General features: G+C 44.7%; 14 protein-coding genes. 8 read left to right on the forward strand and 6 right to left on the reverse strand.

Features of this window, described 5'->3' with window-relative positions; all coding sequences use genetic code 11:
* The 3 genes from B5X68_RS02170 to B5X68_RS02180 form a co-directional block, all read right to left on the reverse strand.
* Complete coding sequence (locus B5X68_RS02170; protein ID WP_082213028.1) at nt 1-759, reverse strand: oxygenase MpaB family protein; 759 nt, start codon at nt 757-759, stop codon at nt 1-3.
* Nucleotides 760-879: 120 nt separating this feature from the next.
* Complete coding sequence (locus B5X68_RS02175) at nt 880-1,287, reverse strand: response regulator (RefSeq protein ID WP_082213029.1); 408 nt, start codon at nt 1,285-1,287, stop codon at nt 880-882.
* Nucleotides 1,288-1,330: 43 nt separating this feature from the next.
* On the reverse strand, nt 1,331-1,834 hold the full coding sequence (locus B5X68_RS02180) for a PH domain-containing protein (protein WP_082213030.1): 504 nt from the start codon (nt 1,832-1,834) through the stop codon (nt 1,331-1,333).
* A gap of 225 nt (nt 1,835-2,059) precedes the next feature.
* On the opposite strand from B5X68_RS02180, the gene B5X68_RS02185 reads away from it, so the two are divergent.
* Nucleotides 2,060-2,491 carry a VOC family protein gene (locus B5X68_RS02185; protein WP_082213031.1) on the forward strand — a complete coding sequence of 144 codons (432 nt, stop codon included), beginning with the start codon at nt 2,060-2,062 and terminating at the stop codon, nt 2,489-2,491.
* Between the two features lie 48 nt (nt 2,492-2,539).
* Here the strand turns inward: B5X68_RS02185 and B5X68_RS02190 are convergent, their stop codons facing one another.
* A complete protein-coding gene (locus B5X68_RS02190; RefSeq protein WP_082213032.1) occupies nt 2,540-3,196 on the reverse strand; it encodes an SDR family NAD(P)-dependent oxidoreductase in 657 nt (218 codons plus the stop codon).
* 37 nt (nt 3,197-3,233) lie between these two features.
* The gene (locus B5X68_RS02195; protein ID WP_082213033.1) at nt 3,234-5,621 is read right to left on the reverse strand and encodes an ABC transporter permease; all 2,388 of its coding nucleotides are present in this window, start codon (nt 5,619-5,621) and stop codon (nt 3,234-3,236) included.
* 206 nt (nt 5,622-5,827) lie between these two features.
* Here B5X68_RS02195 and B5X68_RS02200 point away from each other — a divergent pair, with 206 nt between their 5' ends.
* The 6 genes from B5X68_RS02200 to B5X68_RS02225 all read left to right on the forward strand — a co-directional run bounded on the left by B5X68_RS02200 (nt 5,828) and on the right by B5X68_RS02225 (nt 12,393).
* The gene (locus B5X68_RS02200) at nt 5,828-6,820 is read left to right on the forward strand and encodes an ankyrin repeat domain-containing protein (RefSeq protein ID WP_082213034.1); all 993 of its coding nucleotides are present in this window, start codon (nt 5,828-5,830) and stop codon (nt 6,818-6,820) included.
* Nucleotides 6,821-6,878: 58 nt separating this feature from the next.
* Complete coding sequence (locus B5X68_RS02205; RefSeq protein ID WP_082213035.1) at nt 6,879-7,133, forward strand: DUF3072 domain-containing protein; 255 nt, start codon at nt 6,879-6,881, stop codon at nt 7,131-7,133.
* 193 nt (nt 7,134-7,326) lie between these two features.
* Nucleotides 7,327-8,277: a 3-keto-disaccharide hydrolase gene (locus tag B5X68_RS02210; protein ID WP_082213036.1), complete on the forward strand. Its 951-nt coding sequence runs from the start codon at nt 7,327-7,329 to the stop codon at nt 8,275-8,277.
* Nucleotides 8,278-8,794: 517 nt separating this feature from the next.
* Nucleotides 8,795-9,325, forward strand: coding sequence for a gluconate 2-dehydrogenase subunit 3 family protein (locus tag B5X68_RS02215; protein ID WP_082213037.1), 531 nt, complete (start codon nt 8,795-8,797; stop codon nt 9,323-9,325).
* A gap of 41 nt (nt 9,326-9,366) precedes the next feature.
* Complete coding sequence (locus tag B5X68_RS02220; RefSeq protein WP_082213038.1) at nt 9,367-11,082, forward strand: GMC oxidoreductase; 1,716 nt, start codon at nt 9,367-9,369, stop codon at nt 11,080-11,082.
* A gap of 174 nt (nt 11,083-11,256) precedes the next feature.
* Nucleotides 11,257-12,393, forward strand: a complete 1,137-nt coding sequence (locus tag B5X68_RS02225; protein ID WP_082213039.1) for an MFS transporter — start codon at nt 11,257-11,259, stop codon at nt 12,391-12,393.
* A gap of 13 nt (nt 12,394-12,406) precedes the next feature.
* Here B5X68_RS02225 and B5X68_RS02230 read toward each other — a convergent pair whose 3' ends face one another.
* Complete coding sequence (locus B5X68_RS02230; protein WP_229208253.1) at nt 12,407-13,540, reverse strand: BamA/TamA family outer membrane protein; 1,134 nt, start codon at nt 13,538-13,540, stop codon at nt 12,407-12,409.
* A gap of 129 nt (nt 13,541-13,669) precedes the next feature.
* Here B5X68_RS02230 and B5X68_RS02235 point away from each other — a divergent pair, with 129 nt between their 5' ends.
* Nucleotides 13,670-15,778 (forward strand): alpha-amylase family protein, encoded by a 2,109-nt coding sequence (locus B5X68_RS02235; RefSeq protein ID WP_082213041.1) that lies wholly within the window; start codon nt 13,670-13,672, stop codon nt 15,776-15,778.
* Nucleotides 15,779-15,888 lie beyond the last annotated feature (110 nt).

Raw genomic sequence — 15,888 nt, forward strand, 5'->3', positions numbered from 1 at the left:
TTATTTCGCATCCAGACCTGCAATTTGAGCCTTGTATTTTTCAGGCAAAATCAAATCCCGAACGAACTTATGTACATGAAGGATCCGGCTAAGTTTATAAGCAGGGAGAATAACATTCAACGCTGACCAATGGCCTAATGCGAGGAGCTGCTTAACCTGCGTTGGCGCAAGCTGCAACTGCACTTCTTTGAGCATTACATAACGAGGTAAGCCTAGATGCTTTCTGTATTGTTTGTATAAATCAATTGAAAAAGCGCTTTTCATAAAATTTTCATCAAGCTGCTGGTTTCTGAGCTTTAACCAACCGTCATAGTTTTCGGGTAAGCCGTGGATTCCCATTCTTGCTCCTACCTGGTAAAAAACTTCAAAAATCTCTGCCTTTTCTTCCACGAGTAATCTCCTTTCCAGCAATTCGAACGAACGGATCGAATAGTCAATCAACATAAACAACACGTCGCGATATGCCCAGTCAGGGATTTTTGCACCGCGATTGCTTTCAACTTCCTTATGGATTGCGGTAATCTGGTCAATCGCTTTCAGCGCGGCGTCATATTCAGAAAATACGATCCGGCGTGCGTAAGAAACCGTCGAAAAGAGCCTTCCCAGCGGATCAGCAGGGAGCTTTCCTGTAAAATATAGCCAGTCTACCGATTTATTTACAGCAAATTCGGCAGAGGCTCCCGCGAAAATAAACAGGATTGTATCGGCATTCCCCCAAATCTCGCGCACAATAGAACCTTCCTTTACAAACCATTTCATATTCCTGGCACCGGATATAAATAATAAAAGTACTTTGTAATGCAAAGTAAGTGGTTGAGAGCCGTAAATCCAAACTTATTTTTGGATAATATAGCTGATGTTTGGAATGAATTTTGCCCCTTAACCTTGCATTCCCAGGAATTTTGTCAGGATGTTTCTTGCAATGTCAAGCAATGCTTTAAAGGTGTTCGGCTTCACGATGAAATCGTTCGCACCTGCCGCCAGGGCTTTCTTTTTTAGCTCAGGATTACTGGAAGTGGACATCATTACAGCTGGCAAATCTTCAAGCCCGGGTTCCGACCTGATCTCCTTGATCGCTTCGATCCCGTTCATTTTAGGCATGTTCATATCCACCAGCACGACGGACTGGGAGAGGTCGTCGGACTCCTTAACATTTTCGAGCAATTCCTTCCCGTTTTCAGCTTCGATAACCGTCAAATTTGGGTTGGCTTCCTCCAAAGCATCCTTTATAAGCATTCTATCGTCCTCGTCGTCATCTGCGAGGTGTACTGTCTGTCCTTCTTCCATTTGCTATTGCTGCTTGAAGAACAAATATATTAATGATTACCGTCTAAGACAATACGTTGTCCAGAATCCCGAATTCACCAACAAATGCTCCTACTTCATCCGGCGTTATGATAATGTTTTTACCTTTTATTGTTTTGATCAAAACAGCATTCTTTCTCCTTGTTGCATACCAGGTCATGTTCCCTATTTTGAAATTATAAAACTTGCCAAAGTATCCAAAAAGCCCGCCCACGCCGAATGTGCGGAAACTCCACCTTAACTGGTCTGTTTCGAGTGCCTCTACTTTCGCAATGTTGCTGCGCTCAATTACGACCTCGTTCAGTGGCCTTCGAATGATCAATTTGTCGCGAGTAACCTGATAATCCACCGGCCTGAACGCATACGTAATGCCATAACTCAAAACCAGAATGGCAGCGATCACATAAGTTGAACCCTGTGAAAGCTCACTTTCCCGGATGAAAATTTGGATGAAAATCCCGATATACAAGACTGTCACACCCGCCGTCACAAGCTTGGTAAGGTTGTCCCAGGAAGTTTTATAAGTCATTTTATAAAGGGTTTGTTTATGTTAAGATAGGGAATTTTGTCCAATAATTTAGAACGTCATTCCCCTTTTACCAAAGAAGCTGCCATCAGCTGTTGATACAGCACATTTGTCCCAACCGCCCCCTTCGATTGTCCTCATTGCGGACTTTAAAGTAATTCCAGACATGCTAATTTTGAATTATCAGATCAATCGTCAATTAACCTTTTCAACAATAATTAATTAGTCATGCCCAAATTAAACACTTACCTCAACTTCGATGGGAAATCGGAAGAGGCTTTTAATTTTTATAAATCTGTTTTCGGAGGAGAATTTTTATCCGTACACCGCATGTCCGATATGCCTGGTGCAGAGCAGCTCGCAGAAAATGAGAAAGGCCGCCTTATGCACATTTCACTCCCAATCGGAAAAGACGATGTACTGATGGCATCCGATACAGTGCCTTCAATGGGACACAAACTGGATATTGGTAACCATGCTTATATTTCAGTTTTCACGGACAGCCGAGAAGAAGCAGACCGCCTTTTCGCGGGATTATCTGCGGGTGGTGAGATCGAAATGGCTTTGGAAGACACATTCTGGGGCGATTACTACGGCAGTTTTCATGACAAATTCGGCATCGGCTGGATGATCAATTATCCGCAACAGCAACATAACTGATTTCAGGTTCGAAGGTCCACTTACGCAAAAAAAGTGGACCTTCGCATTTCAAAACACGATTACATTCCGCGCTTCTTTTCCTGAAATGATGTTCCCGATAGTCTGCGCAATGACATCCGGACTGATCCATTTGGAGAAGTCGGCATCTGGCATGACTTCCCGGTTTGTTGCCGTGTCAATGATTCCCGGGAGTAAAATATGTGGAGTGATCCCAGCGCTTTTTTCGCTTTCGTTGATAAGCTCTGAGAAGTTGTAAAGCAGCTGCTTGGATAATGAATATGCGAGACTATTACCCGCAATCTTAAAGTCCATGGCTGCTTTTGCACCAATGAAAATAAGCTTTCCGCCGCCCACGGTTTTATAATGCGCAATCAGTTTTTGCGCAACATTGAATGCAGTCGCGAAATTTATGTTGATCATCCTGGTAATGTCATCCATGGAAGCCTTCGCCAGATTCCCGGGCTCAAATCCTCCGGCTAGGAAAACGCCCGCATTGATCGCAACATTCCCCGAAAGAATTTTCTGTACAAATGCCTCTGCCTGCCCGTCATCGGAAATATTCGTTTGATAGTAAGACACATTTGCCGCATTCGCACCGACATCTTTTCTTACCGCAAGATGCAAATGATAGCCTTGATCCGATAATGTTTTTACCACGGTTTGACCTAAATTTCCCGTGCCGCCTGTGATCAGTATATTTTCCATAAAACAAATCTACGATCCAGATCACAACCATCAAAAGCTATTCCGATCTTAAACTCTGAACCGGATTTCTCAATGCTGCTTTAATGCTTTGAAAACTCACTGTAAGCAATGCGACAATGACAGAAAGTGAACCTGCAAATAAAAACATCCACCATTCAAGTTTCGTTTGATATGCAAAATTTCGTAACCAGACCTTCATAATGTATCCGCCCACAGGTGCAGCAATCAATATTGAAATAGACACTAATTTTAAGAAATCCAGGGAAAGCAGTGAAATAACACTTGCAACCGAAGCACCAAGCACTTTTCGCACACCTATTTCCTTTGTGCGTTTTTCAGCCGTAAATGTGGCCAGGCCAAAAAGTCCCATGCACGCAACGAAAATCGCAATGCCGGAAAAAGACAGAAACATGCTGCCCTTGCGCTCATCGGATTGATATTGTTTGGCAAAAGTCTGATCCAGAAACGCGTATTCGAACGGTTGTCCCGGGTTTGTCTTTTCAAAAACATTTTGCACATATTGTAAAGCCGCCCGTGTATTCTGGCCCGATATGCGGATGTACAGATTACCACTATTGTTCTTTTTCAAAACCAGCACCAAGGGTTCGATCTGATTATGCAGTGAGCGCAGGTGAAAATCACTGATTACGCCCGTGATCGGGACGCGCTTTGTGTCCACTTCAATCAGACCGGTTGTCTTGTCCTTCCATCCTAGTCGCTTGATCATGGCCTGATTAACAACAACCGAGAATGAAGAATCGCTCACAATGTCTCCGGAAAAGCCTGTTCCGTCCTTCATTTTAATCTTCATTACATCCAGAAAATCGGCATCCACATGAAAATATTCTGTCCCAATGGGTATTTCGGCCCCTTTCGCATAGAAGCTGAAAGTTGTTTTGTTATTCAAACCATCCCCCACATTGCCATCCGCCCGGCTCACTTTCTGGATCAGGGGATTTTCGAGCAACCTGTTTTTCAATACTTCCGCCGACTTTTGCGCTGCCGGGCCTTTTAAGGATAATGTGATGACCTGTTGCTGGTCAAAACCCAGCTCAGCATTACGCATGTATTGCAATTGCCTGTAAACCACAATCGTCCCTAAAATCATTACGATTGAAATAGAGAATTGCAGCACGACAAGTGATTTTCGTAAAAAATAACCATTTCCAGCGCCCGATAATGTGCCTTTCAAAACCAGGGCGGGTTTGAATTTTGACAAAACAAATGCCGGATAGATTCCGCTTAGTAAGCCCGTGGCGACAGCAAAACCAACCAAAATGCCAATCATCTTTATATCAGAGACACTGAAAGTCAATGACTTGCCTGAAACAGTATTGAATACGGGAAGCAGTGAAATGATCAACACAACGCTCAGTATAAGCGCCAAGAATGACATGAGCATGGATTCGGTCAGGAACTGTTTAACCAGCTGGGACTTCTGGGAACCGACTGCTTTACGAACGCCAATCTCTTTGGCGCGGCTTAATGACCTGGCTGTGGCGAGATTTACATAATTGACGATCGCAATCAGCAGGATGAATATGGCAATGGTCGCAAAGGTGTATACGTAAGCCATCGAGCTGCCATTCTCTTCTCCCAAGAGATGTGAGGACTTCAAATGAATGTCCTTCAAAGGCTGTAAGGCAATCTTGAAACTCACTTTTGTGCCGGTTTCGTCGCCTATTACTTTGGCAATGTATTTCTTATAAAAGGCAGGCATTTTAGCTTCAAAATGCGAAACATTGGCCTGATGGTCTAAAAGCAGATAGGTCCAGGAATTGAAATTATCCCACTTGCGCTGGTTCGTATCATTGACCTGCTTGTTCTCATACGGTAACACCGCGTCAAACTTCAAATGATGATTAGCAGGCGCGTTTTGCATGACTGCGGAAATGGTCATGGGAATACTGTCTTTCACAATCACCACCTTCCCGATCAGGCCCGACGTTTTCCCAAACAAGATGAGCGCCAGTTTTTCGGTCAGAACCACGCTATTCTGGCTTTTTAAAGCATTTTCACCATTTCCCTCGATAAATGTGTATTCAAAAAACCGAAACAGCGACGGATCGGAAAACACGATTTGCTTTACATATGCAGCCTTTTCACCCATCCTGAAAGTCAAGTCTCTCGGCTTTACCCTGAGCATGTCCTTCACCTCGGCATAATCCTGCTTCATCGTGGGGCCGAACGGTGCCGACGAATGACCCATATTATATTCATTATCAGCCCATTTTACATTCAGATTAAGCCTGTAAATATCATCTGCCTGCGCGTGATAGCCGTCAAAACTGAGTTCATCATGAACATAAAGCCCAAGCATTACCGCACAGGTCATGCCAGTCGCCAAGCCGCAGAGGATCAGGAAGCTATAAGTTTTACTTCTGACAAGGTTACGCCAGGCGATTTTGAAGTAGTTCTGAAACATAGAAGGAACATTTATCGGTCGTCAGCTAGTTGAAAACAATTATACCATTTTCAAAAACAGGCCTTAACGACTCAGAAACAGCCATTTTTATTCATTTTATTGTTCGTTTACGAACACGTCCGTCCGGTAACACAGATTATACCGTTTCCGAACTTTGCACATGTTTAATTACCTACTTTTACCGACTTAAAATATACTCCTCCTCTATGATAATCAAGATTTTATGGACCATAATTGGTCTTAATGTTACCGCCTTTGTCATCGTTTTCATTTATTTTCTGCTCAGCACGGATGGCAGGAACGTAGACACGATGGAAAAGGGCTGGATGGCAGTTCTGGCTATCGTTGGCATTGTCATCATTCTGTTGGCCGCCATCCCTTTACGTGTGAGCCAGTCCCAGTTCAGTATTATTTTCTCGGCATTTTTTGCGGCGCTTCCTTTGGTGCTTGCCTTATCATTCTGGATTTCCAATCATATGCCGTCGTTTGGCAAAAAAGAGACATTGGCAGAAGTGTATTATAAAGATAAAATACAACGCCGGATTGCGAGCGCTATCGAAACTTGCGATACGGTCATGCTTCCCATTTACATTAAGGGGCAAAATATGAATATTCAGGGTAACCGGGTTTGGGATGCGGATGGGATCAATTATCTCCAATTTGCGATTCGCTTACGCAGTCACCGGAATCCAGTTTTCACGGAAAGTGCGAATTTGGCCATTATTAAAATGCTGATTGACGCAGGTTCCCCAACCACCAGAGCACTTGCAGAGGGCATCCTGGATCTGCCTGTTGAAACCATTGAAGCCATTTTGAATGCAGGCGCGGATCCAAACACGTATGGCTTTGTAAGTCCTGACCCGCTTTTATTTGCGGCCATACGCTCATCGAAAAGGGAAACGGACATTGCCATTTTATTGGCGAAACGGGGAGCCAATGTGAATGCAAAGAACAGCGAGAACATTACGCCACTCATGGCTGCTGCAAATAACGCAGGAACCAGCAAAAACTGGGTTGAAACATGGCGCTTTGTGCTTTATTTATTAAAAGAAGCAAAAGCAGATTATCATTACAAACGCTTCGACGGAGCAAGTTTTACCTCAAACATTGCTGCAATTAAAGAGAAAGCAGCGGCTGAAAATGTCGTTATGCCCGATGATTTTTCAGGCGTCGATGAATGGTTGAAACAGCATCCATAAACAGATCACCGTTTTGCTGGCTCAGTTTTTTTATTCTTACCAAAAAAAAGACATAAAAATGGCTGATATAAATAACGAGTCGGACGAGCCTAAGAACTTGACAGACGAAAACGAACAAATAAAAGGATCAAATGCTGTAAAAGATCCAGACGAATGGACCACTGGCGACGAGCCTATGACCGGCGCCCAGCAATCCTATCTAAAAACACTTTCTGACGAAGCGGGCGAAGAATTCGACGAAACGCTGAGCAAAGCCGAAGCTTCCAAAAGAATCGACGAGTTGCAACATAAGACAGGTCGCGGCTTAAAGTAAAGCTAGCCCGGCCACCTTTCCCCAACTATAATAAGCAGTCTGCAATGAGGACAGTGTTATTGTGGTTGGGGATTTTTTTGTCAGGCATATTAATCAAATCCCCATCACTTCCCACAACATTCAACCACGCCTGTATTAAGCCGATTATCGAATTTTATAATTAAATTGGCGATCCTTAACTTTTATTTAAATCATGAGAAAATTAGTACAAACCTGCCTTTTTGCATTTGCTTTGCTGACAACTGCTTTTGCAACCAATCCAAAACCTAACCCAACCCAGCCAGCACCGTCTCCGCTCGAAGGCCGCTGGGACATTACTGTGGATATGGCTGGTAAAATGGCCCCTTCATGGCTGGAAGTGCGCCATTCCGGGAACCATACCCTGATCGGACAGTTCACAAGCGTTTCGGGAAGCGCGCGGCCGATTTCAGAAGTAATCTTAAAAGATGGCAAGTTTAGTTTTGAAATTCCGCCGCAATGGGAAAAGGGCGACGGCAAATTCAAGCTGGAAGGAACGCTTACCGGCGAAAAAATCGCGGGATCTGTCACAACGCCCGAAGGCAAAACTTTCACTTACACAGGTGTGCGCGCACCATCATTGCGCAGGACGGCAGCACCAGTATGGGGCGCGCCGATTAAATTGACAGACGGAAATGTGATCAAAGGATGGCATGCAATGGGCGAAAATCAGTGGATTGCGGAAAACGGCATTCTGCGCAGTCCAAAATCCGGTGCTAACCTCATTACTGACCAAAAATTCAACGATTTCAAACTGCATGTGGAGTTTCGCATTCCAAAAGGAAGCAATAGCGGCGTGTACCTGAGAGGTCGTTATGAAGTGCAGGTTACCGATAGCAAAGGAATGGAACCATCTCTGGACCAACTTGGTGCGATTTATGGATTCCTTGTTCCAAGCGAAATGATGGCCAAAGATCCGGGAGAATGGCAATCGTTTGACATTACACTGGTAGGCCGGATGCTGACCCTGGTAACCAATGGAAAGACGGTTATCACTAACCAGGAAATCCCCGGAATTACAGGCGGAGCGCTGGATAGCAACGAAGGGGAACCAGGCCCACTTTACATCCAGGGTGACCACGGTCCTGTGGAATACAGGAACATTGTGATCACTCCTGCCAAATAAACTGAAAATCGGGCATCGCAATTTTTAAGAGACAAAAAAATGGCCGGGAAATTCCCGGCCATTTTAATTAACACACACTGTTATGACTTTACGTCACTACTTTTAGACGCGGTTTAATGCATCTGGTCACTCGATCTATTAGCTAGGTTTGATAAAACTTTTCCAAAAGCATTGAATATGCCATTTACGGCCGCTTAATTTCCTCATCATCTTTAAAAAAATATCTTCCCTGAAAGTCAGGGAAGATATCTGCATTATTTACTCAACGTTCCTCTATTACTTAACCTTTAACCTTGCCCGCCAGATCAAAGGGATCTGACGGATTGCCTAAGCCTTTGGTTCATAATATTAAACAAATATGGCACGGGCAGGCCGATGGAACCAAATGCGATGATTCTCCGGTAGACTTCAATGAATTTACGGAAAATTATAGCCCATAATGGCAAAAATTCTGGACAGGTTGTTATATTTAAAGGTTAATTTTAACTAATTCCATTCCGACTTAAATTCTTAACTAATGAACCGTAGAGAAGCTGTTCAAAAAATAACCTTCCTGCTTGGAGGCACCATTTCTGCCCCATTAATGGCTGGCATAATGGGAGAAAAACTGAACTTCGGCCCTTCCCTTGATCTTTCCGCCGAACAGGAGGCCCTTTTGGCCGACGTGGCAGACGTGATCATCCCGACAACCGGAACGCCTGGTGCCAAAGCCGCGGGCGCAGACAAGTTCATCACCCGGATTATGCGCGACTGCTTCGAAATGGCGGATCAGAAGAAATTCTATTCCGGACTGGAAAAAATAGACGCGCAAAGCAAAGAAGTGTACGGAAAGGGATTTTCAGCCCTGGATACAACACAAAAGAACGACATTGTCAAACGCACAACGGTTTCCGACAAACCATTTTTCCTGCAAATGAAAGGTTTGACGGTGACCGGATACTTCACGTCTGAAATTGGTGCTACGCAGGCACTTGACTACCTGCCTATCCCCGGAAGATTTGACGGAAGCTGGCCGATGCCAAAAGGCCAGAAAAGCTGGGCGATCTGATCACGACTATTCCCTGACCAATCATTAATAATATCCTCATAATGGCGAATTTAAATATTGATGCAGTAAAAGAAGTTACCTACGACGCAATCGTGATCGGTTCCGGCGTATCAGGCGGCTGGGCAGCAAAGGAGCTTACGGAGAAAGGCCTGAAAGTGTTAATGCTTGAAAAAGGCAAAAACCTGGAACACGTTACCGGCTACGAAAACGCCCTGAAAGCGCCCTGGGAAACGCAATACAACGGCCGTCTGACGGTAAAACAAAAAGAAACACACCCATTCCTCTCCCGAGATTATCCGTACAACGAGTTGACGGAGAAATACTGGATGAATGATATGGACCAGCCTTACGAAGAGAAAAAACGATTCGACTGGTTCCGACCGAACATTGTAGGCGGCAAATCGATCATGTGGGGAAGGCAGTCGTACAGGTTAAGCGACATTGATTTTGAGGCGAATTTGAAAGACGGCGTCGCAGTTGACTGGCCGATCCGTTATAAAGACATTGCGCCCTGGTATTCTTACGTAGAAAAACACGTGGGAATTTCCGGAGAGAAATTGGGCCTTCCTCAGTTGCCCGACAGCGATTTCATTCCACCAATGGATATGTATTTTGTTGAAAAAGAGGTTAGAAAAAGACTCGAAAAGCAATTCCCAGGCCGTAACATGACCATTGGTCGCGTGGCTAACCTTTCGCAACCAACCAAAATCCAGCTCGAAGGCGGCCGTTCTCCATGTCAGTATCGTAATAAATGCTCATTAGGTTGTCCTTATGGCGCTTATTTCAGCACGCAGTCGAGCACGCTTCCGCCTGCTGTTAAGACTGGGTTGCTGACATTGCGGCCTGACACGGTGGTGAGGGAGATCATTTATGATGCCAAATCAAGCAAGGCAACTGGTGTGCGGGTTGTGGATTCGGTAACATTGCAGGAAAAGGAATATTTTGCAGGGCTGATCTTTGTTTGTGCCAGTGCCCTTGCGTCCACTGCTTTGCTCCTCAATTCAACCTCAGACCGTTTCCCGAATGGAATGGGCAATGATTCTGGTGAACTTGGCCATAATTTAATGGATCACCATTTCAGAACAGGCGCGAGCGGTGTTTGGGAAGGTGATCTGGACAAATATTACTTTGGCCGCCGCGCAAACGGCATTTACATTCCGCGTTACCGCAACATTGGTTCTGACAAACGTGATTATTTGCGTGGATTTGGTTACCAGGGTGGCGGAGGCCGCCAGGGGTGGCAGCGCAATGTTGCCGAACTTTCATTTGGTGCGGATTTCAAAGAAGAACTGACTACTCCGGGTAACTGGACGATGGGCTTTGGTGGATTTGGCGAAACATTGCCTTACCACGAAAACTACATGTATCTCAATAAGGATAAGAAGGATAAATTTGGCATCCCAGCGGTTGTTTTCGACGCAGACCTTCGTGAAAACGAAAAGAAAATGCGTGTCGATATGATGAACGACGCGGCTGAAATGCTCGAAAAATCAGGTCTCAAAAACGTCAAAACGCATGACAACGGGTCTTATCTCGGTATGGCCATTCACGAGATGGGCACTGCCAGAATGGGCCGCGACCCTAAAACTTCGGTTTTGAACGGCAATAACCAGTTGCATTCTGTTAAAAATGTGTTCGTAACGGATGGTGCGGCAATGACTTCGGCTTCCTGCGTGAACCCATCATTGACCTACATGGCACTAACCGCCCGCGCGGTTGATTTTGCTGTGAAAGAGTCCAAGAAGAAGAATATTTAACAAGCAACAAACATTAGCGTGCTTAAAAACTATCCGGGCTGTCAAACGCCGGATAGTTTTTTTTTAACCTGCAAGTTGGTCGACGAACTTTTTGCAGCTTTTTGCAACATTAGATTTAGTAATCTCATAAATCTTGCATAATATTGCACAACATTCCGTTTTAATACTCCTTTTATGCAAGAAAAAGCAAAAATCAGCGCTGCCCGAAGAGCCGTTCTACTTATTTTCCTGGTCTGTGGAATCGGACTATCCAGTTGGGCGCCTATGGTTCCGTTTGCAAAACTTGCATTAAGGCTCAGCGAGGCTGACTTGGGCGTTGTGCTCTTATCGTTAGGAGCAGGAGCGATTTTGACAATGCCGGTAACCGGGATTTTGATCAATAAATATGGCAGCCGGCGGATTTCGCTATTTTCCGCCATTATAATTGCCACAATGCTCCCCTTACTCCTGCTTGCCCGAACGCCTTATGAGCTTGCAGCAGCATTATTCGTCTTTGGCGCAGGCATAGGGTCCGTCGATGTAGCCATGAATGCGCAGGCTGTTTTGGTTCAGGAAAAGCATGGAAGCCACATTATGTCGTCTTTTCATGGCATGTTCAGCGTAGGCGGCTTGCTTGGTTCCATTGGACTTGGCTTTTTGATCAAAGCGGGATTATCGCCCACAGTTGCCGCGGTAAGCATATCGGCATTGCTTATCATTATCACTGCAACGCAATTCAAATATCTTCTCCCGCGTTCCGAAGAAGCGAAAATTGACAGCGCAAGTTTTATTCTTCCAAAAGGCCCGGTGCTCGTGCTGGGACTCATGTGTTTTATCCTTTTCCTCGCGGAAGGTTCGCTACTCGACTGGAGTGCGGTGTTTTTGCAGTTTTCAAGAAACTTCGACCCGTCGCTTTCCGGCGTTGGTTATGCGGCATTTTCTGTCGCGATGGCCATTATGCGCTTAACCGGCGATGGCATTATTCATAAACTTGGGCCTTCCAAAGTCGTGTTTTACGGAACATTTTTGGCCGGAGCGGGCTTTTTAATCGCGGTTGCTTTACCCTGGCCTCCGGCTGCATTAGTCGGATTTGTGCTGGTTGGACTGGGTGCTGCCAACGTAGTTCCTATTTTTTTCACAGCTGCCGGGCGCTTTCCCAATGTCCCGCCATCCGTCTCACTTCCTGCCGTGACAACATTAGGCTATGCGGGGCAATTGGCAGGTCCGGCACTCATTGGTTTTATCGCAGAATTCACTTCCCTGTCTATCGCATTGGGCTTCGTCGGGGTGCTGCTATTTATCGTGGCTTTCACATACAAGCACAGGGAATGATCAGGTAAAAACATCAAAAAGCTTCTCCTGTAAACAAATAAAACCCGGGGCCATCTTTGGTAAACCCTACATCCAATCTCAGGTAAATATCTTTTTTGGGAAATAGCAAATAACGCAATCCTACACCTCCGGATGGACGGATGTGCTTAAACGTGAATGCACTGAGCTTGGGAGCGACAACCGCCGTTCCCGCAAACGCCACTGCCCCGAACCGCTTACTAAACCCGAACGGCAACCAGCGATGCTCTACCTGGCCCGCGATCATATTTTTGTCGCGGTAACGGCCATAGTAATAACCCCGCATGATCATTTCCCCACCCATTAATGCAAGCTGGTTGAAAGGCACATTACCAGAATAAAAGTTACCTAAAAGCTGCCACGCAAGCACATTTCGGGCACTTACCGGGTGCGATGAGCGCACATCCAGGTTGACTCCCTGAAAATTAAAATCGCTTCCCAGACCCGAGCTGTATTTCAAAAACGAAATTTCTCCAAAAAACCCTTTCCTCACATTCAGCACATTGTGCCGGTTATCATAAACCAATGCCGCGCCTAACCCTATATTCCGCGTACCGTCACTTCCCAGTGGCTTGTCGTAAGTGTGGTTGTCGGGCTGCTCAAAGTTTGTGTTATATAATTGCTGATAATCCACTTCCGGTCCTGCGAAAAAATTGGGCTTGATTTTCCTTAAAACGCGTTGTTTGAAAAGAATATAATTGGCATCGATCAACGCAGGATCTTCTCCAACAGTTTCAGGGCCTATGCCATAATAAAGCAGCGGAAATCGCTGAAAACGTGTCCTTCCGAGAAAAAACCATTTGTCCTTATCCCCATAAATAGCATTGTCAAGCCAGATGCCATACTGCGCTTCCAGGGTGACGAACGTAAAAGCCTGCACTTCGCTCAAACGGTTCAGGGTATCCTTATTAGCCTGAAAAATCAGTAATGAAGAGAGCCCGAATTCAAAACTCGTTTCCGGTGAATAGCCTAATGTGGGATAAATCCTGAAACTGGATTCGCCCGGGGCAGTTGTATCGGAAATAGTTTTTTGTACAAATCTCTTAAACCAGCCCTCCTGCGCGTGTACGCGGCAACTGGCCGCAATGATGATAGCAGAGACAAGCAACAAGGCTTTGATCTTCTTCAATTGATGTAACTTTTGATGAGAAAGCATTTACAAAGCAGAAGTTATAAAAACTGAGCCAAAATGCGTGAATGTATTAGTAGATCATAAATAAATGGCCGCTTTCCCCAGTTAAACGACTTGATCTCCATAATGAAAAAATTGTACACGCTTCTTTCTCTGGTATTTTTTACAAATTCCGTTTTTGCCCAAAACACAACGTTTGAAGACTTTTGGTGGAAAAGAAATAATCTTCGGGTCATACAAATGAACCTGCCATCTTACGAAGCCGCGACGATCAATGCGGATTCAATCGTGGCTGACTTGATCACTTATTCGGCCAACACACTGTTGATCAATGCGGGCGGTATCATGGCTTTCTATCCAACCAAGCTCGATTTTCATTACATTAATCCATTCATGAAGGAGAATGTGTTGGGTGATGTGATCAAGAAATGCCATCAAAACAACATTAAGGTCATTGTCCGCTTCGATTTCAGCCGCGTCCACGAAAGCATTTACAAAGCGCATCCCGACTGGTGCTACATTTCCCCCAAAGGCGAACGTATCATCAACACGGATATGTATGTTGTCTCCATAAATGCCCCTTACGTGCAGGAAAAGGCCTTTAAGATTGTTGAAGAAGTGATCGATATGTTTCCTATCGATGGGATTTTCCTGAATATGCCTGGTTATCAGGTTAATAATCCATACGAAGCAAAGTATCATGGCATTGATCAGAATGATTTTGATAAAAAAGCTTTTGCAAAGTATTCAAATGGAAAAGTGCTTCCTACCGAGGAAAATAAAGCGGACTCGCTTTATCAAAAATATCTGGAATTTAAAAAACATACGGTTGAAGACTGGTCGGAAAGACTGCACAAGTTGGTTAAGTCTAAAAACGAGCAGATTGCCATTTGCACTTACTCAGACAAATTCGTGGACATTATCCGGCATGAGTCGCAGAGCATGACCACCCTGCCCTACTGGCCTTATACGGCTTCTGATAATGTGGGTAATGCAGTAAATTCTTTCCCAGATCACATTATCAGCAACGCCAGCATTCAGCAGATTTCGTTCCAGTCGCGATACAATGCGGTTGAACCCCAGGAAGTTCAGATCCGGCTTTATGAGAACATCGCAAATGGTTCGGGGCTGGACCTCAGCATGATGGGCGACATGCGGGGATATGAAGACGAACGCAATTACGGGGTAATTAAGAAGGTTTACGCTTTCCACAAAAAGCATGAGCCGTATTTTGGTAAATATAAATCGCTCGCCAAAATCGCGATCGTAGCACCGGGAGCATGGCCCAGTGGCGAGCCAATGCAGGAATATCGCGGCATCCAGCTGATGCTCCGGGAGGCACACATTCCCTTTGATATTATTGAAGATGGCCAGATTGGAAATTTGAGGGAAAAAGTAAAAAGTTACCAGCTCATTATCCTCCCGGAAATCACTTATTTAAAACCGGAAGCCATACAAGTCCTGAAAGACGCGAGTAAAGTAGGCACGAACCTGATTGCCACAAACCGCACATTGTTTGATAGTCCTGAGACTTTGCAGCAATTATTTGGTGCCAAAATGGAGAAAAAAGACAATGATGGGGCTGGGAATTATCTTGTTCCCGACAACCGAAACATTTTCAAAAGCTTCCCTGGACAAAAAATGCTTTTCTGGAAGTTTAATCTTGGGCTTTATGACCTTTCCGGTGCTGATCAAACACTGCTTCCGGTTTTGTCCAAAGGCCGCCCCGGCCCGCCGGAAATTATCGGAGGCCACGAGCCGACCGGGTACCATGCATTGGGAATCAAAAACCATGAGAAAAGTAAAGCACTCATTTTTCCGGTTAGCCTTGGTCGGATCTATTATATGCACGGTTATCAGGAGCATAAAAATCTGCTTTTGGATGCGATCCGTTACGTTTTGCCGGAAGCCGGTAAAGACATTCAAACCAATGCGCCTCAAAGAGTTGAAGTTATTTTAAAGGAATTTGTGAAGAATAACGTCAGTAACAAAGAGAAGGTGATGGCCGACGGTTTGATCCTGCATCTGGTCAATTTAACAGGGTTTAGCGGCAACTCCTATTTTGAGCCATTACCGGTTTATAATCTGAGTTTTAAAATCAAATCAGCCAAAAAACCAGCTAAGATCTTCTCATTAAGCAGTGGACAACCAATCAAATTTTCATACGCTAATACACTTATTAATTTACAAATAAGCAAGTTGGAAGGGTTTGACGGGATTGTGATGGAATATTAAAGAACGCGTATTTCTCATCGATTTCCGTTGGCTAAAACATAGTTACCGGAGAATAATTTAAAATTGATTTTGTATTTGGTTTATGAAGCTTAGTAGGAACGCTATTAAAC

The sequence above is a fragment of the Dyadobacter psychrophilus genome (assembly GCF_900167945.1).
Taxonomy (GTDB): Bacteria; Bacteroidota; Bacteroidia; order Cytophagales; family Spirosomataceae; genus Dyadobacter; species Dyadobacter psychrophilus.

Excerpts from the sequence above, each read along its gene's own strand:
- B5X68_RS02170 (WP_082213028.1), bottom strand. The coding sequence starts at position 759 with ATGAAATGGTTTGTAAAGGAAGGTTCTATTGTGCGCGAGATTTGGGGG.
- B5X68_RS02175 (WP_082213029.1), bottom strand. The coding sequence starts at position 1,287 with ATGGAAGAAGGACAGACAGTACACCTCGCAGATGACGACGAGGACGAT.
- B5X68_RS02180 (WP_082213030.1), bottom strand. The coding sequence starts at position 1,834 with ATGACTTATAAAACTTCCTGGGACAACCTTACCAAGCTTGTGACGGCG.
- B5X68_RS02185 (WP_082213031.1), top strand. The coding sequence starts at position 2,060 with ATGCCCAAATTAAACACTTACCTCAACTTCGATGGGAAATCGGAAGAG.
- B5X68_RS02190 (WP_082213032.1), bottom strand. The coding sequence starts at position 3,196 with ATGGAAAATATACTGATCACAGGCGGCACGGGAAATTTAGGTCAAACC.
- B5X68_RS02195 (WP_082213033.1), bottom strand. The coding sequence starts at position 5,621 with ATGTTTCAGAACTACTTCAAAATCGCCTGGCGTAACCTTGTCAGAAGT.
- B5X68_RS02200 (WP_082213034.1), top strand. The coding sequence starts at position 5,828 with ATGATAATCAAGATTTTATGGACCATAATTGGTCTTAATGTTACCGCC.
- B5X68_RS02205 (WP_082213035.1), top strand. The coding sequence starts at position 6,879 with ATGGCTGATATAAATAACGAGTCGGACGAGCCTAAGAACTTGACAGAC.
- B5X68_RS02210 (WP_082213036.1), top strand. The coding sequence starts at position 7,327 with ATGAGAAAATTAGTACAAACCTGCCTTTTTGCATTTGCTTTGCTGACA.
- B5X68_RS02215 (WP_082213037.1), top strand. The coding sequence starts at position 8,795 with ATGAACCGTAGAGAAGCTGTTCAAAAAATAACCTTCCTGCTTGGAGGC.
- B5X68_RS02220 (WP_082213038.1), top strand. The coding sequence starts at position 9,367 with ATGGCGAATTTAAATATTGATGCAGTAAAAGAAGTTACCTACGACGCA.
- B5X68_RS02225 (WP_082213039.1), top strand. The coding sequence starts at position 11,257 with ATGCAAGAAAAAGCAAAAATCAGCGCTGCCCGAAGAGCCGTTCTACTT.
- B5X68_RS02235 (WP_082213041.1), top strand. The coding sequence starts at position 13,670 with ATGAAAAAATTGTACACGCTTCTTTCTCTGGTATTTTTTACAAATTCC.